The following is a 21,449-nucleotide window of genomic DNA, read 5'->3' as shown; positions in this document are numbered from 1 at the left end:
CCCTTGTCCGCCACAGTGTGGAAGTGACGTGCTTGCCAGGTAATATACCAGAATCGTTTCTGGTCGATGTCGACGGGTTCAATATCGGGGATGTCGTTTTGGTAGGGGATCTGACTGTCCCACCAGGAGTGGAGCTGGGGCTTGATTCCACGGAAGTGCTGATCAGTGTCCTGCCAGTTAAGGTCAAGTCCGAAGAATCGATTGATGCGGAGCAAGAAGCAGAAGCAGTGGCCGAAAAAGCAGGAACCGCTAACGAATAAAATCGGGGCATGAAAAAGAAGGGCGAGGTGATTTCATCTCTGCCCTTTTCCTTTTGTTCACGTGACCATTCGAGTACAATGGGAAGAGAGTAGGAGGGAATAAGCGTGAAAGTCATAATTGGATTGGGCAATCCCGGCAAAAAATATGAAGACACCAGACATAATGCTGGCTTTATGGCCATAGATAAGATTAGCGACAAATGGGGAATTCCTGTTACGCAAAACAAGTTTCGTGCCCTCGTGGGCGAAGGCCGAATCGAAGCCGACAAGGTACTGCTGGTGAAGCCACAGACATACATGAATCTCTCCGGTGAATCGGTAGCGGAAGTCCTCAAGTTTTACAAGCTGATTCCGGACGATCTCGTCGTCATCTACGACGATCTTGATTTGCCGACTGGACATCTTCGTCTCCGGGAAAAAGGCAGCGCTGGTGGGCACAACGGCATCAAGTCGATGATTCAGCATTTGGGCACACAGGAGTTTAAACGAATCAAGGTCGGAATCAGTCGTCCTGAATCAGGGCGGAGCGTCAGCGACTATGTTTTGAATACGTTTCCAGTGGCGGAAAGAGCCGACATTCAAGAAGCGGTGAGCTTGGCTGCTGATGCATGCGCCATGTGGACAAGAGAGTCGTTTTTAAAGGTCATGAACCATTACAACAGCTTGAAGAAGTAGTATGATTTCCCACCCAATCGTCCATACTAACCGATAGGAACAGTATGGGGGTGGTATGTGCATGAGCATACGCTATACATGTCGTTGCTGCGGCATGAAGATTGCAGAATTTGACGAATCGCAAGTAACAGAAGCGCAGCTCGGGTTTGATTCCTTGACCCCGGAGGAACGTGCTCTTATAATATCGAGAGAACAAAGTGGAGATACGGTCGTCAGCATCACGTGCGACTATTGCCGTGAAGCGCTGATTCAGCATCCAGAGCTTTCGCTAGTCGGAAACCCACTTCAATAAGTGGATACGCATTAGGAAGGCTTGCACTGACAAGGCCTTAGCTTGGGGAGCTAAGGCTTCTTTTCGCATGGCTGACCTGCGGTTGTTGTGAACGTAAGCAAAGGTCTGATTTTAGTTGACAGAAGAATTAGAGAGGGGATTAGTGAATGCAAGTCATCATTAACCCGATGAAACAGGACACGAATGTCGGGACAATCGTGGCTGGTTTGGAGAAGGGGCTATATGAGCAGCTTGTCTCTGGCTTAGCTGGTTCCGCCCGGCAAGTATTGATGGCGTCATTACAACAAATGTCAGATCGTCCGGTCTGCGTAGTGACGCATAACATGTACCAAGCACAAAAAGTATACGAAGATTTGATCGAGTTGGTTCCCTCTGATCAGGTGTTGCTTTATCCCGGTAATGAGCTGATTGGCTCTGAGCTTGCCATTGCCAGCCCTGAAATGCTGGCGCAGCGAATTCATGTATTCAACCGTCTGGCCCAAGGCTTTACGGGTTTTTTGGTTGCCCCTTTTGCTGGCTTGCGTCGCTTGGTTGTTCCCCCGCAAGTATGGAAGGAAGCACAAATTCAGTTATCCGTCGGTGATGAGCTCGATATCGAGTCCTTTTTGCTCCGATGTATTGAGCTTGGTTATGAGCGAGTAGACATGGTCGAGCGCAAGGGAGAAATGAGTATTCGCGGTGGAATTATCGACTTGTATCCGATCGATTCGGAGTGGCCGGTGAGGATTGAGCTTTTTGATGTGGAGATCGACTCGATCCGTACGTTTGATATGCTCTCCCAACGGTCATTGGAATCCGTTCAGACGTATATTCTCGGTCCGGCAAAAGAAATGATCGCTACGACTCCGTTATTGCAGGAATCGGCTGTTCGCTTAGAACAAAAGCTGGGAGAAACCCTCGCTAATTTGAAGGATGGGGCTGCCAAGGAAAAGGTCATGGAGCGAATCGGCTCTGATGCAGAGAGAATGAAGCAAGGACAGCGTTTTGCACAGCTGTATTCGTACATCTCTGTCATTTACCCGACCGGTGATACATTATTGTCCTATATGCCTTCCGATACCTTGCTGATCGTTGATGAGCCTTCCCGTGTGTTGGATACGGCAGCGCAATTGCAAAAAGAAGAAGGGGAATGGCTGACAGGACGCATCATCCAGGGCGAATATATGTCCAATCTCAGCCTGTCGCGCACGTACGACGAGATCGTGTCGACGAAAAAGCGCCAGATCGTTTACCTCTCCCTATTTTTGAGACAATCACCGAAGACCCAGCCGCAAAACATCGTGAATCTGACTTGCCGCACCATGCAAAACTTCCACGGACAGATGAATGTATTGAAAACAGAACTGGCCCGTTGGAAGAAGTCCCAGGATCAGATCGTCTTTGTCGCAGCTGATTTGGAGCGTGCGAAGCGACTGGAGCGTGTCCTGCATGACTACGAAATGGAAGCGGACGTTTTATCAGATGCAGTGGAGACGGTGCCTCCGGGGCGTCCTACGATCATTTTAGGAAACCTCCAGACAGGCTTTGAGCTGCCGCTAAACAAGCTGGTTGTTATTACGGAAGGGGAAGTATTTACCGCGAAACAGCGCAAGGCACGCAAGGTTCAACAGACGATGAACAACGCGGAGCGTATCAAAAACTACCTCGAGCTCAAGCCTGGTGATTTCGTCGTCCACGTCAATCACGGGATTGGAAAATACCTTGGAATTGAAACCAAGGAAATTCTCGGAATTCATAAAGATTACCTTCATATTCAATACGCCGCAGGAGACAGTCTGTTTGTTCCGATTGATCAAATCGACCATGTGCAGAAGTACGTGGCGAGCGAAGAGGCACAGCCGAAGATATACAGCTTGGGTGGCAGCGAGTGGAAACGCGTCAAAAACAAAGTCCAGTCGTCTGTAAAGGATATCGCCGAAGATTTGATCAAACTGTACGCAGCCCGCGAATCGGCTGTCGGTCATATATTCTCTCCCGACACGACAGAGCAGCGTGAATTTGAGTCGATGTTCCCGTATCAGGAAACACAAGACCAGCTCCGCGCGATTTCTGAAGTGAAAGCGGACATGGAGCGCAAACGTCCGATGGATCGCCTCGTTTGTGGGGACGTGGGTTACGGGAAGACAGAGGTTGCGATTCGTGCTGCCTTCAAGGCTGTCATGGATGGAAAACAGGTAGCTGTTTTGGTTCCAACTACGATTCTTGCTCAACAGCATTACGAGACGTTCCGTGAGCGTTTTGCGGAATATCCAATCCGCGTGGAGGTATTGAGTCGATTCCGTTCGCGCAAAGAGCAGAATGCCACACTAAAAGGACTGAAGGAAGGCACAGTCGATGTCGTCATCGGTACGCACCGTCTGCTTTCCAAAGACCTGACATTCCGCGAGCTCGGTCTGTTAATCGTAGACGAGGAGCAGCGCTTCGGTGTGAGCCACAAGGAAAAGCTGAAGCAGATCAAAACGAATGTGGATGTCATGACTCTGACCGCTACGCCGATTCCACGTACCTTGCACATGTCGATGCTCGGTGTGCGTGATTTGTCTGTTATCGAAACACCGCCAGAAAATCGTTTTCCGGTGCAGACGTATGTGATGGATTACAGCCCTGCCCTCGTTCGTGAAGCGATTGAGCGTGAGATGGCTCGTGATGGGCAAGTGTTCTTCCTCTACAACCAAGTACAAGGAATCGAACAGATGGCGGAACAGATTTCTATGCTCGTTCCAGACGCGCGTATCGCTGTAGCGCATGGGCAGATGAACGAAAGCGAGCTAGAAGGCGTCATTCTCGACTTTTTGGAAGGGAATTTTGACGTATTGGTCAGCACGACGATCATTGAGACCGGGGTGGACATTCCGAACGTCAATACGCTGATTATTTACAATGCAGATAAAATGGGCTTGTCCCAGCTGTATCAGCTGCGTGGACGTGTAGGTCGTTCCAATCGAATTGCGTACGCTTACTTTACGTATCAACGAGACAAGGTGCTGACAGAGGTAGCGGAAAAACGTCTGCAAGCCATCAAGGAATTTACCGAGCTCGGCTCTGGTTTCAAGATCGCGATGCGAGACTTGTCCATTCGTGGAGCGGGTAATTTGCTGGGCGCTGAGCAGCATGGTTTTATTAATACGGTCGGATTCGACTTGTACAGCCAGATGTTGAAAGAGGCCATTGATGAGCTGAAGGGCGAAGTCAAACACGAAATTGTCACACCTGTGGAGATCAATCTGCAATTGGATGCCTATATTCCATCGATGTACATTACGGACAGCCGACAAAAAATCGAGATGTACAAAAAGTTTGTCGCGGTGTCTACCTTGGAAGACGTCGACGATCTGTCAGAGGAGCTGCTGGACCGTTTTGGACCCGTTCCGAAGCCGGTTGATAATCTGTTGACCATTTCCCGTTTGCGTGTGTATGCCCTGAAGCACCACATCACAGAAATTAGCCAAAAGAATCCAGACGAGATCAAATTGTTCCTGCACCCTAGTCAGAACAACAACATCGATGGTGGAGCGCTGTTTGCGCTTACCAGCAACTGGAGCAAGAGGGTTGGTCTGTCGGGTGGACAACAGATCACGATTGCTGTTAAAGTAAAGGGGTTAAAAGAAGATGAGGGCGTGCAGTTGGTTGAAAAGCTGCTGCGTCAATTTCACCAGGTGCGAAGAGACACCGGTACGGAGAGCCCTGTGTCTTAACTGACAAAATGGGCTTGCCCGGGAAGGGAGAACCTTATTTATGAAACGTTCAGTAGCGATTCTATCTTCGGCTGTTCTGGTCGTGGCACTCATGACTGGTTGCGGCGGAAAAGCAGAAGAAGCGAAACAAGATTCAAAAACTCCAGCGAATCAGACAGATGGCGGCAATCAAGCTGCTAATGATCCTTTGGTACAATTCCCTAAACTCACGCTGCCTTACGCAGCAGACCAGAAAGCGGTCATTGTGGAGTATCAAGGAGGAACTGTCGCAGGACAAGAGTTCGAAGAGTTCCTGCGTGTCATTAACTTCATGAACCCACAACAAGGCACCATGATTGAAATGGCTGATAGCAACTCACTGAAAGCATTTGCGCGTGAGTATACAGCTACCAAGGTTTTGGCTAGCCGTTCTGACGATGCCATGAAAAAAGAGTCCAAAGAACTCGCTGAGAAAACCTTCGAGAAAATCAAAACGCAATACATGAGCTTTTTGGGCAAGGATGAAGCTCAATTCAACAAGCTCATGGAAGGCCAAGGCGTAACCAAGGACATGATCGTACATCAGATGGACCTGATCAACCAGTCCATCAATGTGATGAAAAAGAATATCGACGATGCTACGCTGAAGCAAACCTATGATCAAATGGACAAAGCTTCCCGTACAGTTGCTTCTGTTCGCCACATCCTGATCTCTACCGAAAAGCGCAAACCAGAAGAGGCGTTGAAAATCTCCAATGACTTGGTAGCGCGCCTGAAAAAGGGTGAAGACTTCGCGAAGCTGGCAACAGAGTTCACAGATGACCCAGGCAGCAAGGAGTCTGGCGGCTTGTACGAAAATGCAGATGTAACGCAATGGGTACCAGAATTTAAAGAAGCTTCCCTGACACAAAAAGTCGGTGAAGTTGGCCCGCCAGTAAAAACTGATTTTGGTTACCATATTATTAAGGTCGAGAATCGCAAAGAAAAGACCTTTGATGAGATGAAGGAACAGCTCCGCGCGAGTTCTTTGGAGAAAGCCTACGATGCTTTCGGCAAGAACGAGCTGGACAAGCTCATTACGAAATTCAACATCCCGCAGTCCAAAAATGATGCTCCGGCGAAGAAATAAGAAGTTCGAAGAAAAACAGGGAATTCGTTTCCCTGTTTTTTCGTTTTCTCGCATATTCTTCAAACATGGGCAAATACTATTATCACTCGCTACCACCCGGGGGAGAGTAATTGAAGTAACTGGTAAAAATTGATACCTTCACCCATAGTTAAAATTAGAATTTGAGGAAAAAATACAACTAACCAACCACCATCTATTCACTACCCACTTCTTACGGGAAAGCGAGGCAACAAGACATGAAAGCAACTGGTATCGTTCGTCGAATTGACGACCTCGGTAGGGTCGTGATTCCTAAGGAGATTCGTCGTACACTGCGCATTCGTGAGGGCGACCCGCTTGAGATTTTTGTGGATCGTGACGGAGAAGTCATTCTCAAAAAGTATTCACCGATTGGAGAATTGGGTGATTTTGCAAAAGAGTACGCGGACTCTTTGTATGAAAGCATGAATCATACCGTACTGATTTCAGACAGGGATACTGTCATTGCTGTGTCGGGGGCATCCAAAAAGGAATACTTGGAGAAGCCAATTGGCAGTATTGTCGAGAAATGCTTGGAGGAAAGAAAGACCAGACTGGAGAAAAACACAGGCTCTTATGAAATTTGTCGTGACATGAACGAGACATATGGCTCGTTCGTCGTTGCACCGATTGTAGCAGGAGGCGATCCAATCGGGTCCGTGATCCTCCTCAACAAAAACGAGTCAACCAAGATGAGTGATTTGGAGATCAAAATGTCGGAAACAGCGGCCGGTTTCCTGGCAAAGCAGATGGAGCAGTAGGATCGATCAGCAAAAACAGCCTCGTACCCCGGGGCTGTTTTTCTTGTGCCTATGGCCTTGTGGTATAATGAACGAAGTTTTAGGTTGGAGAGGAGAAATTTCACGCACATGGCTCAAGAAAAGGCTTCCGTTCAATTTGTGAAAGGCGCGGCGATACTTGGAATTGCCGGTCTTGTCTCCAAGCTGTTAGGCGCTGTATACCGCATCCCATACCAAAACATTGCCGGAGATATCGGCTTGTACGTATATATGCAAGTATACCCGCTGTACACCGCGTTGTTGATTCTAGCGACGGCGGGTTTCCCCATTGCCATCTCCAAGATCGTCTCAGAGCGGGTCGCTGTTGGGGATGCGATCGGGGCGCGCAGGGCGTTTCGAGTAGCCAGTATATCGCTGGTCGTTCTCGGGATCTTTTTCTTCTTACTGTTATATGGAGGAGCACCTATGATTGCTCGTATGATGGGTGATGAGCATTTGATTACCCCGCTCCGAGCAGTAGCTTGGTCACTGCCATTGGTGCCGATGGTTGCGATCTTGCGCGGCTATTTTCAAGGGCATCAAAATATGATGCCGACTGGAGTCTCTCAGGTTGCTGAGCAGTTCATTCGCGTGATTTTCATTCTGGTTGCTGCATTCTGGGCGATGAACGTGTATCAGGACCCTTACCTGGCTGGTACAGGTGCCGTATTTGCTGCTTTTCCAGGTGCCATTGCCGCTATTCTCGTCTTGCTTTGGTATTGGAGAGCGGACAAGAAGATGGGGCAGCTGTCCATCGGTCACGTACAGCAATCGGCAGCGCAATCGTGGACCAATCGTCAAATATTACGTCATCTCTTGACCTACGCCGTTCCGATTTGTATGGGCGCACTGGTTCTGCCGCTTGTTCCGCTTGTAGACTCGATGACCGTCGTCAATATGCTGCAATGGAGCGGGACACCGGAGGACTTGGCCAAGCTCTTAAAGGGTGCATTTGACCGTGGTCAGCCACTCATTCAGTTTGGTACGTTTTTCGCCACGTCCTTGTCTCTGGCATTAGTGCCTGCGATCAGTGAAGCTGTTGCTCAGCGTCAGCATCAATTGATCTCTCATCGTTCCGAAATCGCGATTCGACTCACCTTCCTATTGGGATTACCTGCTTCCTTTGGACTTGCTCTGTTGGCGGAGCCGATCAACGTCATGCTCTACGGAGACAGCAACGGTACCGAGGCCCTCGCTGTACAGTCCTTCACGATTATTTTCGCCACAGTGAGTATTGCCAGCGCGGGGATTTTGCAAGGCTTGGGACGCGTAATGCGACCTGCCCGCAACCTGTTTATTGGTGTGTTGGTGAAGCTCATCCTCAATCTGGCGCTCGTTCCGTTCTGGGGTATTTCTGGCGCAGCAGTGGCCACTGTTTTAGCTTATTTGGTCGCCATGGGACTGAACGTTCTTGCGGTAATCAAATACACAGGAGCACACATTGGATTCCACCAAACGGTGAAAAAGCCATTTGTGTCCGTCGTGGTGATGTCGATTGTCGTGCTGATTGTGGAGTGGCTCGCTAATACAGTGCTCGGCGGTGCCGGACTTTCAAATCGCTTGTTCTATACGCTGGTAGGCTTGATTGCTGTCGGTTCAGGAGCATTGGTCTATTTGCTGGCGCTTTTGAAAACGGGTGGACTTACGAGAAACGATATTCAATTTTTGCCAAAAGGGAAGCGAATTGCTTCGCTGTTAACGAAATATAAGCTCCTCCCAGCGGAGAAAGCAAGAATGAACGAAAAGGAGGCGTGACGTGTGGAAATGAAGAATAAGACCATTACCGTAGTCGGTCTTGGTGCCGGAGATTTGGACCAGCTTCCTTATGGCATCTATCGTACGCTTAAAGCTGCTAAACAGCTGTATTTGCGTACGAAAGAGCATCCGGTCGTAGCCGAGTTGATCGCAGAAGGCATCGCGATTGAGTCCTTTGATGACGTATATGAGCAGCACGATACGTTTTCGGATGTGTACACCGATATTGTGGAGCGGCTTTTTTCACGGGTAAACGAAGCAGGCAGTCTTGTCTATGCTGTGCCAGGTCATCCTTTGGTGGCAGAACGTACCGTGCAGCTGTTGTTGGCAGAGGGACCAAACCGTGGCGTAGAAATCGAAATTGGCGGTGGACAGAGCTTTATCGATCCGTTGTTTGCCCGCCTACATATCGACCCGATCGAGGGATTCTCTTTGCTGGATGGGACGGCGCTCGCTGCTCATCAAGTATCACCGGGTCTGCATACGATTATCGCGCAAGTGTACGATGCCTTTGTGGCTTCTGATGTGAAGCTGACCTTGATGGAAGTGCTGCCGGACGATTACGAGGTGACGGTAGCGACTGCCGTAGGGGTAGCGGGGCAAGAAATCATTGAGACAGTGCCGTTGTATGAACTGGACAGACTCGATCATTTCGGGAATTTGTCCCTGGTGTATGTACCACCGACGAAGGATGAGAAGGTATCGTACCGCCAATTCTCCTACTTGAAGGAGATCGTGGCGATCCTGCGCAGTCCGGATGGATGCCCGTGGGATCGCGAGCAAACACATCAAAGCATCCGCAAAAACTTGATTGAAGAGACGTACGAGGTTTTGGAGACGATCGACGACGATGATCCAGATGCGATGTGTGAGGAACTGGGTGATTTGCTGATGCAAATCATGCTGCATTCGCAGATGGCAGCCGAAGACGGATATTTTTCGGTAGATGATGTTGTCGCGACGTTGAATGAAAAGCTAGTTCGCCGCCACCCGCATGTATTCGGGGAAAAGAGCGCGAATGATTCCGAGGAAGCGCTGGCGAATTGGCAGGAGATCAAAGCACAGGAAAAAGCAGCAAAAGGCATCGATGTAACGGTTCAATCACAGTTGGCGGGAATACCGCGTGACTTGCCAGCATTGATGTATGCGTACAAGCTACAGAAAAAAGCAGCGCAAGTCGGCTTTGACTGGGACGATATTGCAGACGTGTACAAAAAGGTAGAAGAGGAGTACCGCGAGCTGCAAGAAGCATCAGAGGAGGAACGTGCTGGCGAATTGGGTGATTTGCTATTCGCGGTGGTCAATCTGGCGCGATTCCTGAAGCTCGATCCAGAGGAAGCCCTCGCATTGACCAACAACAAGTTCAAGAAGCGCTTTTCCTATATTGAAGGCAAGCTGCAAGAGGCGGGTCGTACCTTCGAGCAGACAGACCTGCAAGAGATGGACAAATGGTGGGAGGAAGCCAAACATGAGACTCGATAAATATTTGAAAGTGTCTCGACTGATCAAGCGGCGCACGCTCGCAAAAGAAGTGTGCGACAAACAGCGTGTGGAAATCAACGATCGCCCTGCAAAGGCGTCCAGTAACGTGAAAATCGGCGACAAGCTGGCGATCCGTTTCGGACAAAAAATCGTGTCGGTAAAAGTAGAGGACATCAAGGAAAACCCACGCAAGGAAGAAGCGGCTTCGCTGTATAGCGTCATTGGCGAAGTTCCCGTTCCGCGTGATGAAAAAGAAGAAGACGCCTACCTCAAAGGGTAATGTGCGCGCAAAAAGAGACTGCCGAGATGGCAGTCTTTTTTTAGGCTTTTTTCCCAATCAAAGGATATAATGAGAGTACCTGAAGGCATTTCCGAAGGGATGTGTGCTGTATGCAACAAAACGGAGTTCGAACGGGCTACTTTTTGTCCATTTCGCTTCTGCTATCATCTATCCTGTACTTTTTTGCCTCGAACTGGCCGCTTATGGTCAGGGAGCAAAAGATCGGCGTCAGTATAGCAATCCTTGTTCTTTTTTATTTATTATCCTATGGACTGCGTTTCATCAAACGACATACGTTTTTGAGCAATTGGCTTCTGGTGGCTGGAGGCTTGGCTTTTGGCATCAGTGTGGCTTTGTTGGGGCAAATATACAATAGTCATGCCGATAGCTACATGCTGTTCGTCGTATGGCTCATTCCGAATTTGCTGTTCGCGATTTTGACGCGGTATCAACCATTCTATGTCATCAGCTATGTCCTTGCTCATTTGGCGATTTATTTCTTTCTCCATCCATCCGTTATTCGTGTAGCGCGTGAAGACGAGTGGTGGTTCATGATGTTTTGGTTGATTGCCTTGGGTAATATCATCTTGTTCTGGCTAACCTCTACGGGGAAATTGCATTCCAAGCCGATCTACTACTTATCGTTTCTGACGTTTTCCGTCAGTCTTTTCGGTTCATCCTTCACCGAAGTGTATGGTCCGCTCCCTGAGCTTTTATATGTCCTGACGGGCGGTATCCTGTTTGTCACGTTTTTAAAATGGGTGCCGAGTCGCGGGTTTCTGATTGTGACGGCCTCGTTGCTCTCGCTGTTTGTGCTCGTTACATTCATATCCTACATGGTGAAGTATTTCTCAGAAGGCTTCTTTGTTTTGATGCTGCTGCTGACCGTACTCATTATTTGGGGAGCAGTTGCAGGGATTAATTGGCTGCGCAAGGAATCAGCGTATCAAAAAAGCAAATGGGTTGTGTTTTTTCAAGAGGCATTTACGGTTCTCGTTACGACCATTGCCGCATCTATTGGAGCTATTTCGATAGCAGGTCTGCTTTTTCTGATCATTCAAGAGGAAACGGTTATTGATTTGCTGTTTTTCCTTTCCTTAATTGGCTTTATTGGCCCTGTGGTGTTTATGAGCAAGATGAATGCAACGGTACGATATACGCTGCTCTCAATGGGGTATATATTGGGTGTCGGTTCTGTTCTCTTTTTAGAAGGAGCTTACTGGATCGTTTTCCTGTTGGTACTGTTATACGTATGGAAAGCTGTCTCTGCCATTCCGGCGCGGCTTTTGACACAGCTGACCTTTTTAGTCGTCCTGGCTACGAAGCTGGATGAGTATCTGCCTTCCTTTGAATATGTACTCTTGATCATATTTACTACGCAATTGGCGATGCATTACGTAAAGCAATTGCCAGTCGTTTTGCAAAACAGCTCGTTGGTGTATGCCTTACTCTCGCTTTTGATCCTGACTGAGGAACGGTTTCAATCTGGCTCCATGAATGTGGTAGTGAATCTGGCTTTTTTCGCAGTCAGCACGTATTTGTTGTACCGGACATTGCATCAGCAAAATAAGGTGAGATTCGGAATCGTGCTCGGTTTCTGGTTTGCCTTTCTCCTCATGAAGTACTACGACATGCTATGGAGCTTGCTGCACAAGTCACTGAGCCTGCTTCTGCTCAGCCTGGTGTTTTTCATCGCTACCTTGTGGTGGGATCGAAGGTCGAAAATCGAGTGGCCGAAAAACGAGCCTTCCCTTTTTGTGAGAAAAGCGCTTGTGTTGCTTCCTATCATTTTGCTGCAATTTGTTTTGGTTGGCTATCAAGTATGGAGCAGTGAGACAATCCTGGCCAACGGAAAAACGGTGAAGCTGGAGCTAGTCCCAATCGATCCGCGTTCGTTACTGCAAGGTGATTACGTCAGGCTTGACTACACCATATCTACACTGGACCAGGAACAGGTTGACTCAAGGGATAAGATTCGAGTCGTACTGCGCCAACAAGCAGATGGATTGCACAGCTACAGTGGTTTTTATGAGATCGATGGTCAATGGAATCGTACCTACGAGCCTCAATCATCGGATGTGGTAATTAATGGAAGTGCGATCGGTATTAATCGGGTGGAATACGGCATAGAAAGCTACTTTGTCCCAGAAGGAACCGGACTTGAAGTGGAGCGGAATGCCAAGTACGCTATCGTGAAAATTGGTGAGAGAGGCGATGCCATCCTGGAGAGCCTGTCGAATCAGTAGATATTCCAAAAGAAGAAGCTGCCTGTGTCATCGGGCAGCTTCTTTTGCGTGAGGAAAATCATTCGTTACCAGTCTGTAACCCTTTCCTGCCGAACATTTCCTATCATAGTAGGGAATTGTAGAGAAGGAGGCGTTACCGTTGAACAAAAGCGTAAACAAAGGGATCTCAGTGCTGCTGGCTACTGCGGTACTGGCAAGTCCACTGATGCTCGAGCCAAAAGCGGCTTATGCTCTCTCTATCGAGGATGTTTCTGCAGACAGTACACGTGTGGACGAAGAAACAGAATATACGATTGAGTTTGAAATCAATAAGGACCTATCATCGGGCGACAGTATTTTCGTTAGATTCCCATCTGACTATTCGGTGGATAAAAAATTGAAAAAATCGGATGTCACGCTGGAAGATGATGACGATGACGAAATTTCGATCGACAGCGTATACGTAAGCAAGAATGTGGTCGAGATCGAAATCGATGAGAAGATCAAAAAAGGCACTGTACTCACACTGACCATTGATAATATCACCAACCCGGAAGACAAGGGCAGCTACGAAATCGAAGTAAAAACAAGTGCGGAGACCAGCTACAAGGGCGACAAGATTACGATCAGCAAATCTTCGAGCAGTAGCAGCAGTAGTAGCAAGGGTGACTTCGAGGCTTCCCCTAGCAGTAAAAATGCCGAGGACTCCATCTCCTTAACGCTCGGGAAATTTAATCTCAGCTCAAAAAGCAAACTGAAAGAGGGCAAATACATTTATGTCAATTTTCCCTCCAAGGACATGCTGCCAAAGAGCATCAGCAAATCTGATGTGAAAGTAAACGGGTACAAACCGGATTACGTCTCGATTCTCGACAACGACTCGATTCGGATTGAGATTCCGAGTGGTGCAGACGGAGATAGCTACATAAAGCTGGAGTTTACCTCTTCCGCGGGGATTGTAAACCCATCCAAGCCAGACAAGTACTATTCGTATGAAGTGGAATATGACAGCAAGGATTACAAGTCAAAAGATGTAGAGATTACAAACACAAGCAATACACCATTCACCGTTTCTTTGTCCGACAGTTCAGCGGGAGCGCGTACGAGCTATACGTTTGATATGGATCTTTCCTCCAAGCTGGGTTCGAACGTAGAAATCGAGGTCGAATTCCCAAGTGGGGTAACCGTTCCACCGATTCTTACCAGCAACAACGTCACCGTCAATGGTGCTCAAGTGACGAATGTAAGCGTGTTGGGGAATAAGGTTTATTTCCGCACACCTTACGGATTCACTAGTACGAATCGGGCGAGCATCAAGTTTGCCTTCGAAGGCTACTTGACCACTCCGAGAACAGCGGGAACTTATACCGTGACGACCAAAATCGACAACAAGACTTATAAGTCGAAGGAATTCCAAGTTTCTGGAGTGACTCCACCAGTCGCGGTGGATAATACATTGGCAACGGTTGGGCTGACGAGAGCGACGGCCTCTACTCCTGCTGGTATTTCAATCGGCATCAAAGCCATGGGCGCTCCGATTGTTCGCAATCAGGGCTTCATTGAAGTCGTACTCCCAGTTGGCTTCCGTGTCCCAGCCTACTTGCCAGCGAACACAGTAACGGTGAACGGTGTGGCCGCTAGCTTTGTTGGTGTGCGCGGACAAAATCTGATTATTATTCCTGCCCAGGATATTCCGGCAAAAACAGCTGCTCAGGTCAATATCGCCGAGACAGCTGGCATTGTGAATCCGGCTACTCCAGGTGTGTACAGCATTGGCGTCTACAACTCCGAGGAGAGAGGATTGCTCTTCTCTCGTCCGGCGACCGTTGTGGCTTTGAATGGCGTGAGCTTCAAGCAGAGCGTCGCTTCCTTTACGAAGGCTGGTAAAACAACCGGACTCGCAGTGGCACCGTATACCGTAAATGGCAACACGCTGATGCCAACTACGTTTTTCCGTGATGCACTCGGGTTTTCAATCAGCTACACCAAAACGACTGCCAAAGTCGTGAGCGGCAATACGGTTATGCAATTCAAGGTCGGTTCAAACGTAGCGACCATCAATGGCAAAAATGTAACGCTGCCTGCAGCGGTTCAGTTGAAAAACAACGTTCCTACTCTGCCTCTGAAAACCATCACGGAGCGTACCGGTTACAAAATCATCTATGTGAACGGGAACTACACCGTTTACAAGTAAGGATAGTTAGACAAACCCCGTATTTATACGGGGTTTTCTTTTGTGTATGGACCGTTTTTGTTCTAACAGGACATCCCTCCCCATACGATAGTACAAGAAGGGTACGTGAGGAGGGAGTAATCATGAACGATCACACGAGACGGCCACGTCATGAAGTCGTGATGATTAATCGTCGCAGCTTAGCGATATCGGGAGTAAAAAACGTCGAAAGCTTTGACAGCGAAGAATTCCTCTTGGAGACGGACGGCGGCTTTTTAACCATACGAGGCCAAAACCTGCATATGAAAAATCTGAGTCTGGAAACCGGAGAAGTAGCGATCGAGGGGCTCGTTCACGAGATGGCCTATCTGGAGCAAGGGCAGGCCGGCGATCGGTCGAGAGGATTCTTCGGCAAGTTATTCAAGTGAACATCGCCATCCAGTTACAGACGGTATTGGCCATGTCGACGTGTGGTGCACTGATGGGTATGGGATTCGATACGTACCATGTATTTAAGGGCAAGACCAGACTACCACTCTGGTTGGTCTTTTTCTTTGACATCCTTTTTTGGGTGGGCAGTATGGGCGCTGTCTTCTTGATTTTGGTGAAAGTGAACGACGGGATTATTCGGTTTCCGATATTTTTTGGAATGATATTTGGCGCGTGGCTGTATTTCTTATTAGGTAGTAAGAAGTATATCCTTTTCTTGCACAGCGTGATAAAATTCTGTCAGTGGTTTTACCGTACGGTCGTAAAAATTATAGACATCCTGCTTGTACGTCCTGTGCTCTTTCTTTTCCGAGTGATCATCATGGTGCTGACATTTTTGTATTCCGTGTTGCTCGCGATCCTCGGCTTTTTGTGGAAAGTGACGCGTTTTGTCACCTCTCCTTTTGCCAGATGGGGTCAACATTTGGGGAAAAAAATGTTCGGAAAAACAACAGGATTTTGGACCAATTGGAAGAATTGGTTTCACTCAAAGAGAAAACGGGAGTAGATTCGAGGTGGCGTACTGATGAAGGAAGCAAGAACCTCTTCCATTAACCGAAAAGGACAAAGAAGGAGAATGCGTCTCTTTTTCTTTGTGATCCTGTGCTTTTTCGTCTGGACTAGCTATACCTTGTTTTTGCAAAGTGGCGAGTTGTCCAAGAAGGAGACAGAGCTGGAAGCCCTGAAGCAAGAATCAGCGGTCTTGCAGCAAAAACAAGAGGATCTGACCTATGAAGCAAGCCGGCTAAACGATCAGGAGTACTTGGCGGAGCTGGTACGTAAGCGAATTTTGTTTACCAAGCAAGGCGAAAGCATCTATATCATTCCGGATTGAGTATACAGCTGATCTTCAACGAGAGGGAGGCATTCCACGTCATGGAGATCGAGGTCGGGAGCATACTGGAAGGGAAAGTCACGGGTATCACCAAATTCGGGGCGTTTGTTCAACTGCCGGGCGATGTGACCGGACTGGTGCATATTAGTGAAATTGCTGACGTCTACGTCCGGGACATCCATCAATTTTTAAAGATAGGAGACACGGTAAAAGTAAAAGTCCTCAGCCTCCGTGAGGGCAAAATCGGTCTTTCAATCAAAAAAACAATGGAAAAGGAACGGCCACCCCGCCATCAGCGGGGGCGAAGTGAAGGCTTTGAAGAAAAACTGAACCGCTTTTTGAAAGAAAGTGAAGACAGGCAGTCCTCCTTGAAGAAAAGCGTAGAGAAAAAGGGCCGCGGTCGGTCTTTTTAATTCGGAAAATTATGACTTTTCTTTCTTTGTGAAAAGTGCATTTTGACTGTAAAAATAGGAAGGTCATTTCAAAGTGTTGACGAATAGAGTATCCTAAGCCCGTTTCGCAAAGCGCGAATCACCTGTCAGCCGACGTTATCCGCCATAACGTCGGTTTTTTTTGTCCATTTGCGTTACTGAATTTGTCGCACGATTCTGTGAATATTCATTGGATTTTTGACAAATTTTACAATGCCCCCTCCGTATAATGGAGAAACACATTGACCAAGAACGGGGTGGAGCGAAATGATTGCGAACAAAAACGTAACACAAGCCGGACAGGCTTGGACGCGGCAAGTGTCCGATCGAATGGGTACCACTGCCCAAACGTGGGGAGAAAAAGTAGCAGATTTCATAGAGAAGTGGAATGTTCTCCCCATCCTCATGGGCTTCTTATTAGGACGAGCTCTAATCGTGGAAGAGCTAACCCCCTTTGCTATACCGTATTTCATTGTCATGTTTTATATTCGTCGAGATTGTTTGCTTGTCACGGGGATGGCTCTTATTATCGGCGCTTTTACCCAGTCGGTGCCTGTTGGACTGGAAACCGCCTTGAGCGTGATACTTGCCTTGTTTGCCTGCAAACTGATGAATAAAATGCGCAACAAAGATTTTTCACGGACGCCTTTGCTGGTCGTCGGGACGATTTTCATCAGTCGTCTGTTGTATGCGGTTCTGACCAATCAGGTAACGACCTACGAGCTCGTGATGGTAGCAGTGGAAGCGATTCTTGGCTTTGTACTGACGCTCATCTTCATCCAGTCCTTATCGATCATTCATTTGGCGAAGCCTTATGAGCCTCTCAAAAATGAAGAGATCGTTTCGTTAGTCATTTTACTGGCTTCCTTGATGACGGGTACTGTGGATTGGATGGTCGAAGGCATTTCGATGGAGCATGTACTTACACGTTATTTGCTGCTTGTCTTTGCTTTTGTCGGTGGTGGCACGATCGGTGCGGCTGTTGGTGTGGTCACAGGTCTCATCCTCAGTCTGGCTAATGTGAGTGCTCTTTTACAAATCAATCTGCTCGCTTTTTCCGGTCTTCTGGCAGGCTTGCTGAAGGAAGGCGGCAAAGTGGGCGTATCCGCAGGCTTGTTGATCGGTACGGCTATTCTTGCGATTTATGGTGGAGCAGAAGAGACACTCTACTTCTCCTTGATTGAAACCTCTCTGGCCATTGTGCTCTTCATTCTGACCCCCGCTGCTCTTTGGAAAAAAGTAGCCCGATTTATCCCCGGGACTCCCGAGAATCTACAATCCCATCAAGAATACATGCGCAGAGTCCGCGATGTGACAGCGGGCAAAATCCAGCAATTCTCCGATTTGTTTACGCAACTCTCCCATAGCTTTGCCCAGACAGCCGATCCTGAAGAAATTGAAGAACAGGCCGATGCCTTTCTTAGCCGCGTATCTGAATTTACCTGCCAGAAATGCTGGAAAAAAGAACAATGCTGGGAAAAAGATACGCAATCGACCTATGAGGGAATGCGCTTTTTAATGGAAAAAGTGTACGAGAATGGTACCTTGGCTGGCGTTACACCACCGCGTGATTGGGAGCGCAAGTGTGTCAAAACCGAAAAGGTCATGACTGTAATGGAGCAGGAATACGATCGCCAGCAATCGTTTGACCAACTGAAAAAGCAGGTAAAGGAAAGCCGGATGCTCGTAGCTGACCAGCTATCGGGAGTCTCGCGTGTCATGAGTGATTTTGCCCGGGAAATACAACGGGAGGGCATGGAGCTGAGCTTTCAGGAGAAGCAGGTCTCACAAGCATTGGAGGGCTTGGGTCTGTCGGTACGCCGCGTAGAAATACACAGCTTGGAAGAAGGGAAGGTCGATATCGAAATCAGTCAGCCGACTTGCTATGGCCGCGATGAATGCGCGAAGATCGTGGCTCCCATGCTCACGGAGATTTTGGGAGAAAACATTGTGGTTCGCGAGCGGCATTGTGAAGCGCAAAAAGACGGTTCATGCACGATGTGCCTTGCTTCCGCCAAAACATATGAGATCGATATCGGGGTCGCAGGTGCAGCCAAGGACGGCAAGCTATTATCTGGTGACAGCTTCCGCACGATGGATTTGGGTAATGGAAAAATGGCGCTGGCGATCAGCGATGGAATGGGAAATGGCGAGCGGGCATCCATAGAGAGTCAGTCCGCCCTCGATATGCTCCAGCAGCTTCTGCGCTCTGGTATGGACGAAAAAATTTCGATCAAAACCGTTAACTCCGTGCTCGCCCTGCGCTCCAAGGAGGAAATGTTCGCGACGGTGGACTTGGCTCTGATCGATTTGCAAACAGCTCATACGCGTTTTGTAAAAATCGGCTCTACCCCGAGCTTTGTCAAAAGAAATAAAGATGTCATCACGATCACCGCCAACAACCTGCCAGTGGGGATTTTGGAAGAAATCGAGGTGGATGTCGTATCTCGTATGCTCAAGCCAGGTGATTTGCTCGTAATGATGTCCGACGGCATCTATGAGGCGCCGCGCCATATTGAGAATAGGCAAGCGTGGATGAAGCGAATCATCAGTGAACTGGAGACGAATGACCCACAGGAGGTCGCTGATTTACTGTTGGAAAAAGTCATTCGCCAGCATTCCGGACAAATTGTTGATGACATGACTGTGTTGGTGGCGCGAATTGATCGCTTTGTACCACAGTGGGCTGCCATCGCGGTGCATGGGATGGAGAAGCTTGAGCGTCCACGGATTGTGAGTTAGGAGTATGTTTTCTCAATTACCCGTCGATACTGTTGCTAAAAATACCCTGCGAAGTGAAGTGGATGAATGGTCACTACACGGAGCTGGGGCTGACAAAACAGATCGAATGGGGAGATTATTGTGAAAGAAGCGACACTTCGTCAAATACTGGTAGTGACAGACGGCTGCTCCAACTCGGGGATGAGTCCCGTTGCTGCAGCGGCATTGGCACGAGAGCAAGGAATTACGGTCAATGTGATTGGCGTAATCGACAAGAGTGAGCTGGGTGAGAAAGGGGAGAAGGAAATTAGGGATATTGCGGAAGCAGGCGGTGGACTCTGCGACATCGTGTACCCCCAACAGCTTGCGCAAACGGTACAAATGCTGACGCGAAAAGCAATGACGCGCACCATTCATCAAGTGGTTAATAAAGAATTAAAAGAGATTTTAGGCGATTCCGGAATAGAGGAGCTGGCACCTGATAAAAGAGTGCAGGTTGCCGGAATGGTTGACGAGTTAGGTGAAAAAAGCAGCTTGAACGTCGTGATGCTGGTCGATACTTCAGGAAGTATGAAGCCAAAGCTGTCGGCTGTTCAGCAAGCGATACACGATTTCAGTATCAGTCTGCATTCGCGGAGTGGACAAAGCAGAATGGCGGTAGGTTCATTTCCGGGGAAACAAAAGCATCTCGATATCCGCATTCCGTGGACAGAAAAGGTCGAGCAGGCCCATCAAATTACGAGTGATTTGGCGATGAGCGGAATTACTCCTACAGGCCCCGCCATCGTAGAGGCAATTGCCCTGTTTGAGCAGGACAAGCTCCCACGCACGCTGCAAGAGCGTTACATCGACCAAGACGAAGAGGACGACTCGAACGGAATGCTGCGTGACCATGTCTTTTAAGGCAGCCACCCCCGACCTGCCCAAGCACTTTACAGGCAAGTGGAACAAAAAATCGTACCACGTCTTACGGGAGTTGGGGCGTGGTGCAAACGGGACCGTGTACTTGGTATCCCAAGGTGGCGTACAGCGCGCGGTTAAGGTCGGTGTGGAAGGCATAGATATTTTAATGGAAGTGAATGTGTTGAAAAGCACACAGCAGGGGCGGGATTCCAAAGTGGGACCGCTCCTGTGTGACGTGGACGATCTCATTGTAAACGGGAAGGCCTGTACGTTTTATGCCATGGAGTATCTTCAAGGCCTGCAACTGGATGAATATATTAAGCAAGAGGGTACAGATTGGGTGGCCGTGATGATGGTTCAATTACTGGCGCGACTGGATGTTTTGCACCAACATGGCTATATTTTTGGTGATTTGAAGCCGCAGAATGTGATGGTTACCCAAACGGACAAGCAGGTACGCTTGATTGATTTCGGTGGAGTGACCAAGTTGGGTAATGCGGTTCGACAGTTTACAGAAGAGTACGATCGAGCTTTTTGGCACGCAGGTGATAGGCGGGCTGAAGTAAGTTATGACTTGTTCTCGACAGCCGTGATGATGGTGCGTTTGACGGTTGGACCGGAAACGTGGAAAAACAGCCTTGGTGACCCACGTCACACGATATTACTCTGTGATATAATACGAAAAAGTGACAGCCTGTATTCTTACCGGGAGCCTTTATTGAAGGCGTTTCACGGCAAGTTTGCGACCGCGAAAGAAATGCGAGCGGAGCTGTTGGCAGTCTTGCGAGATAGCATGGGCGCCAAACCGCAAAAGCCGCAAAAGAAAACACGGACGAAAGGGAACGCAGGGGCGGGCATTAACGGTCTTTTTGTCGCCTCGTTACTCTTATTGGCTGGCACTTTGTATTACGCATGGTTTATGTGAAGGATGTGACGGTTCGTGTCCTCAGATTTGGTGATGGATACTTGCTTGTTGGCAGGCTCGATTATTTTGAAAAACGGTGGAGAGACATACCGGACGGAAGAGACAATGGCATTGATTGCGAAGGCAGCGGGGATGGATGACGTCAACAGCTCTGCTACGCCTACGAGCATCATTCTGTCCTTTCGTTGCAGTGGACTGGATCATACTAGAATGGTTCGTACCCCCAAACGTACGACCAACCTCAATAAAATTACGCTCGTAAATGATGTTTCCCGACAGTTTGTCGGTGGGAAAATTAATTTGGAGCAAGCCTATCGGACGCTGCGTGAGATCGATCAGAAAAAGCAGATCTATCCGAAATGGTTGCAGCATCTAGCAGCCGCTACGGCCAGCGGCTCCCTTT

The 21,449-nt window shown here is 48.5% G+C and carries 18 protein-coding genes and 1 pseudogene; all 19 read left to right on the top strand.

The genetic code is table 11. The features are described from left to right. Nucleotides 1-260, top strand: a pseudogene (locus PMI05_RS21900) (50S ribosomal protein L25); the annotation flags it as partial. 105 nt (nt 261-365) lie between these two features. After that, the gene (gene pth / locus PMI05_RS21895; RefSeq protein ID WP_007726435.1) at nt 366-935 is read left to right on the top strand and encodes an aminoacyl-tRNA hydrolase; all 570 of its coding nucleotides are present in this window, start codon (nt 366-368) and stop codon (nt 933-935) included. A gap of 61 nt (nt 936-996) precedes the next feature. Further along, nucleotides 997-1,227: an anti-sigma-F factor Fin gene (locus tag PMI05_RS21890; RefSeq protein ID WP_007726431.1), complete on the top strand. Its 231-nt coding sequence runs from the start codon at nt 997-999 to the stop codon at nt 1,225-1,227. 146 nt (nt 1,228-1,373) lie between these two features. Then, entirely contained in the window at nt 1,374-4,922 is a 3,549-nt protein-coding gene (gene mfd, locus PMI05_RS21885) for a transcription-repair coupling factor (RefSeq protein WP_007726428.1), read from the top strand. Nucleotides 4,923-4,962: 40 nt separating this feature from the next. Further along, nucleotides 4,963-6,030 carry a peptidylprolyl isomerase gene (locus PMI05_RS21880; RefSeq protein ID WP_007726427.1) on the top strand — a complete coding sequence of 356 codons (1,068 nt, stop codon included), beginning with the start codon at nt 4,963-4,965 and terminating at the stop codon, nt 6,028-6,030. Nucleotides 6,031-6,266: 236 nt separating this feature from the next. Next, nucleotides 6,267-6,809: a stage V sporulation protein T gene (gene spoVT, locus PMI05_RS21875; protein ID WP_007726425.1), complete on the top strand. Its 543-nt coding sequence runs from the start codon at nt 6,267-6,269 to the stop codon at nt 6,807-6,809. 108 nt (nt 6,810-6,917) lie between these two features. Continuing rightward, complete coding sequence (locus PMI05_RS21870; RefSeq protein ID WP_007726423.1) at nt 6,918-8,582, top strand: polysaccharide biosynthesis protein; 1,665 nt, start codon at nt 6,918-6,920, stop codon at nt 8,580-8,582. A gap of 9 nt (nt 8,583-8,591) precedes the next feature. Further along, nucleotides 8,592-10,064 (top strand): nucleoside triphosphate pyrophosphohydrolase, encoded by a 1,473-nt coding sequence (gene mazG, locus PMI05_RS21865; protein ID WP_039961185.1) that lies wholly within the window; start codon nt 8,592-8,594, stop codon nt 10,062-10,064. Then, entirely contained in the window at nt 10,051-10,344 is a 294-nt protein-coding gene (locus tag PMI05_RS21860; protein WP_007726420.1) for an RNA-binding S4 domain-containing protein, read from the top strand. The genes mazG and PMI05_RS21860 overlap by 14 nt, the downstream gene beginning before the upstream one ends. Before the next feature lie 110 nt (nt 10,345-10,454). Then, nucleotides 10,455-12,590 carry a GDYXXLXY domain-containing protein gene (locus PMI05_RS21855; protein WP_007726418.1) on the top strand — a complete coding sequence of 712 codons (2,136 nt, stop codon included), beginning with the start codon at nt 10,455-10,457 and terminating at the stop codon, nt 12,588-12,590. A 139-nt stretch (nt 12,591-12,729) separates the two neighbouring features. Further along, entirely contained in the window at nt 12,730-14,763 is a 2,034-nt protein-coding gene (locus tag PMI05_RS21850; RefSeq protein ID WP_007726416.1) for a copper amine oxidase N-terminal domain-containing protein, read from the top strand. A gap of 122 nt (nt 14,764-14,885) precedes the next feature. Then, nucleotides 14,886-15,170 (top strand): sporulation protein YabP, encoded by a 285-nt coding sequence (gene yabP, locus PMI05_RS21845; protein WP_007726414.1) that lies wholly within the window; start codon nt 14,886-14,888, stop codon nt 15,168-15,170. After that, nucleotides 15,167-15,739, top strand: coding sequence for a spore cortex biosynthesis protein YabQ (gene yabQ / locus PMI05_RS21840; protein ID WP_007726412.1), 573 nt, complete (start codon nt 15,167-15,169; stop codon nt 15,737-15,739). Before yabP ends, yabQ begins: the two co-directional genes overlap by 4 nt. A gap of 18 nt (nt 15,740-15,757) precedes the next feature. Beyond that, entirely contained in the window at nt 15,758-16,066 is a 309-nt protein-coding gene (locus PMI05_RS21835; RefSeq protein ID WP_007726411.1) for a septum formation initiator family protein, read from the top strand. Between the two features lie 41 nt (nt 16,067-16,107). Then, a complete protein-coding gene (locus PMI05_RS21830) occupies nt 16,108-16,479 on the top strand; it encodes a S1 RNA-binding domain-containing protein (protein WP_007726410.1) in 372 nt (123 codons plus the stop codon). Nucleotides 16,480-16,764: 285 nt separating this feature from the next. After that, nucleotides 16,765-19,239 (top strand): stage II sporulation protein E, encoded by a 2,475-nt coding sequence (spoIIE, locus tag PMI05_RS21825; protein WP_007726409.1) that lies wholly within the window; start codon nt 16,765-16,767, stop codon nt 19,237-19,239. Nucleotides 19,240-19,359: 120 nt separating this feature from the next. Beyond that, nucleotides 19,360-20,121 carry a VWA domain-containing protein gene (locus tag PMI05_RS21820; protein ID WP_007726408.1) on the top strand — a complete coding sequence of 254 codons (762 nt, stop codon included), beginning with the start codon at nt 19,360-19,362 and terminating at the stop codon, nt 20,119-20,121. Continuing rightward, a complete protein-coding gene (locus PMI05_RS21815; protein ID WP_369751237.1) occupies nt 20,111-21,046 on the top strand; it encodes a serine/threonine protein kinase in 936 nt (311 codons plus the stop codon). The genes PMI05_RS21820 and PMI05_RS21815 overlap by 11 nt, the downstream gene beginning before the upstream one ends. 15 nt (nt 21,047-21,061) lie before the next feature. Continuing rightward, nucleotides 21,062-21,449: threonine/serine exporter ThrE family protein (locus PMI05_RS21810; RefSeq protein WP_007726406.1), on the top strand; the 388-nt coding region annotated here is incomplete at its 3' end.

Origin of the sequence: Brevibacillus sp. BC25 (genome assembly GCF_000282075.1) — a bacterium.
GTDB lineage: Bacteria > Bacillota > Bacilli > Brevibacillales > Brevibacillaceae > Brevibacillus.
The sequence above is the reverse complement of the archived record's forward strand: the minus strand, read 5'-3'. Positions and strand labels throughout refer to the sequence as shown.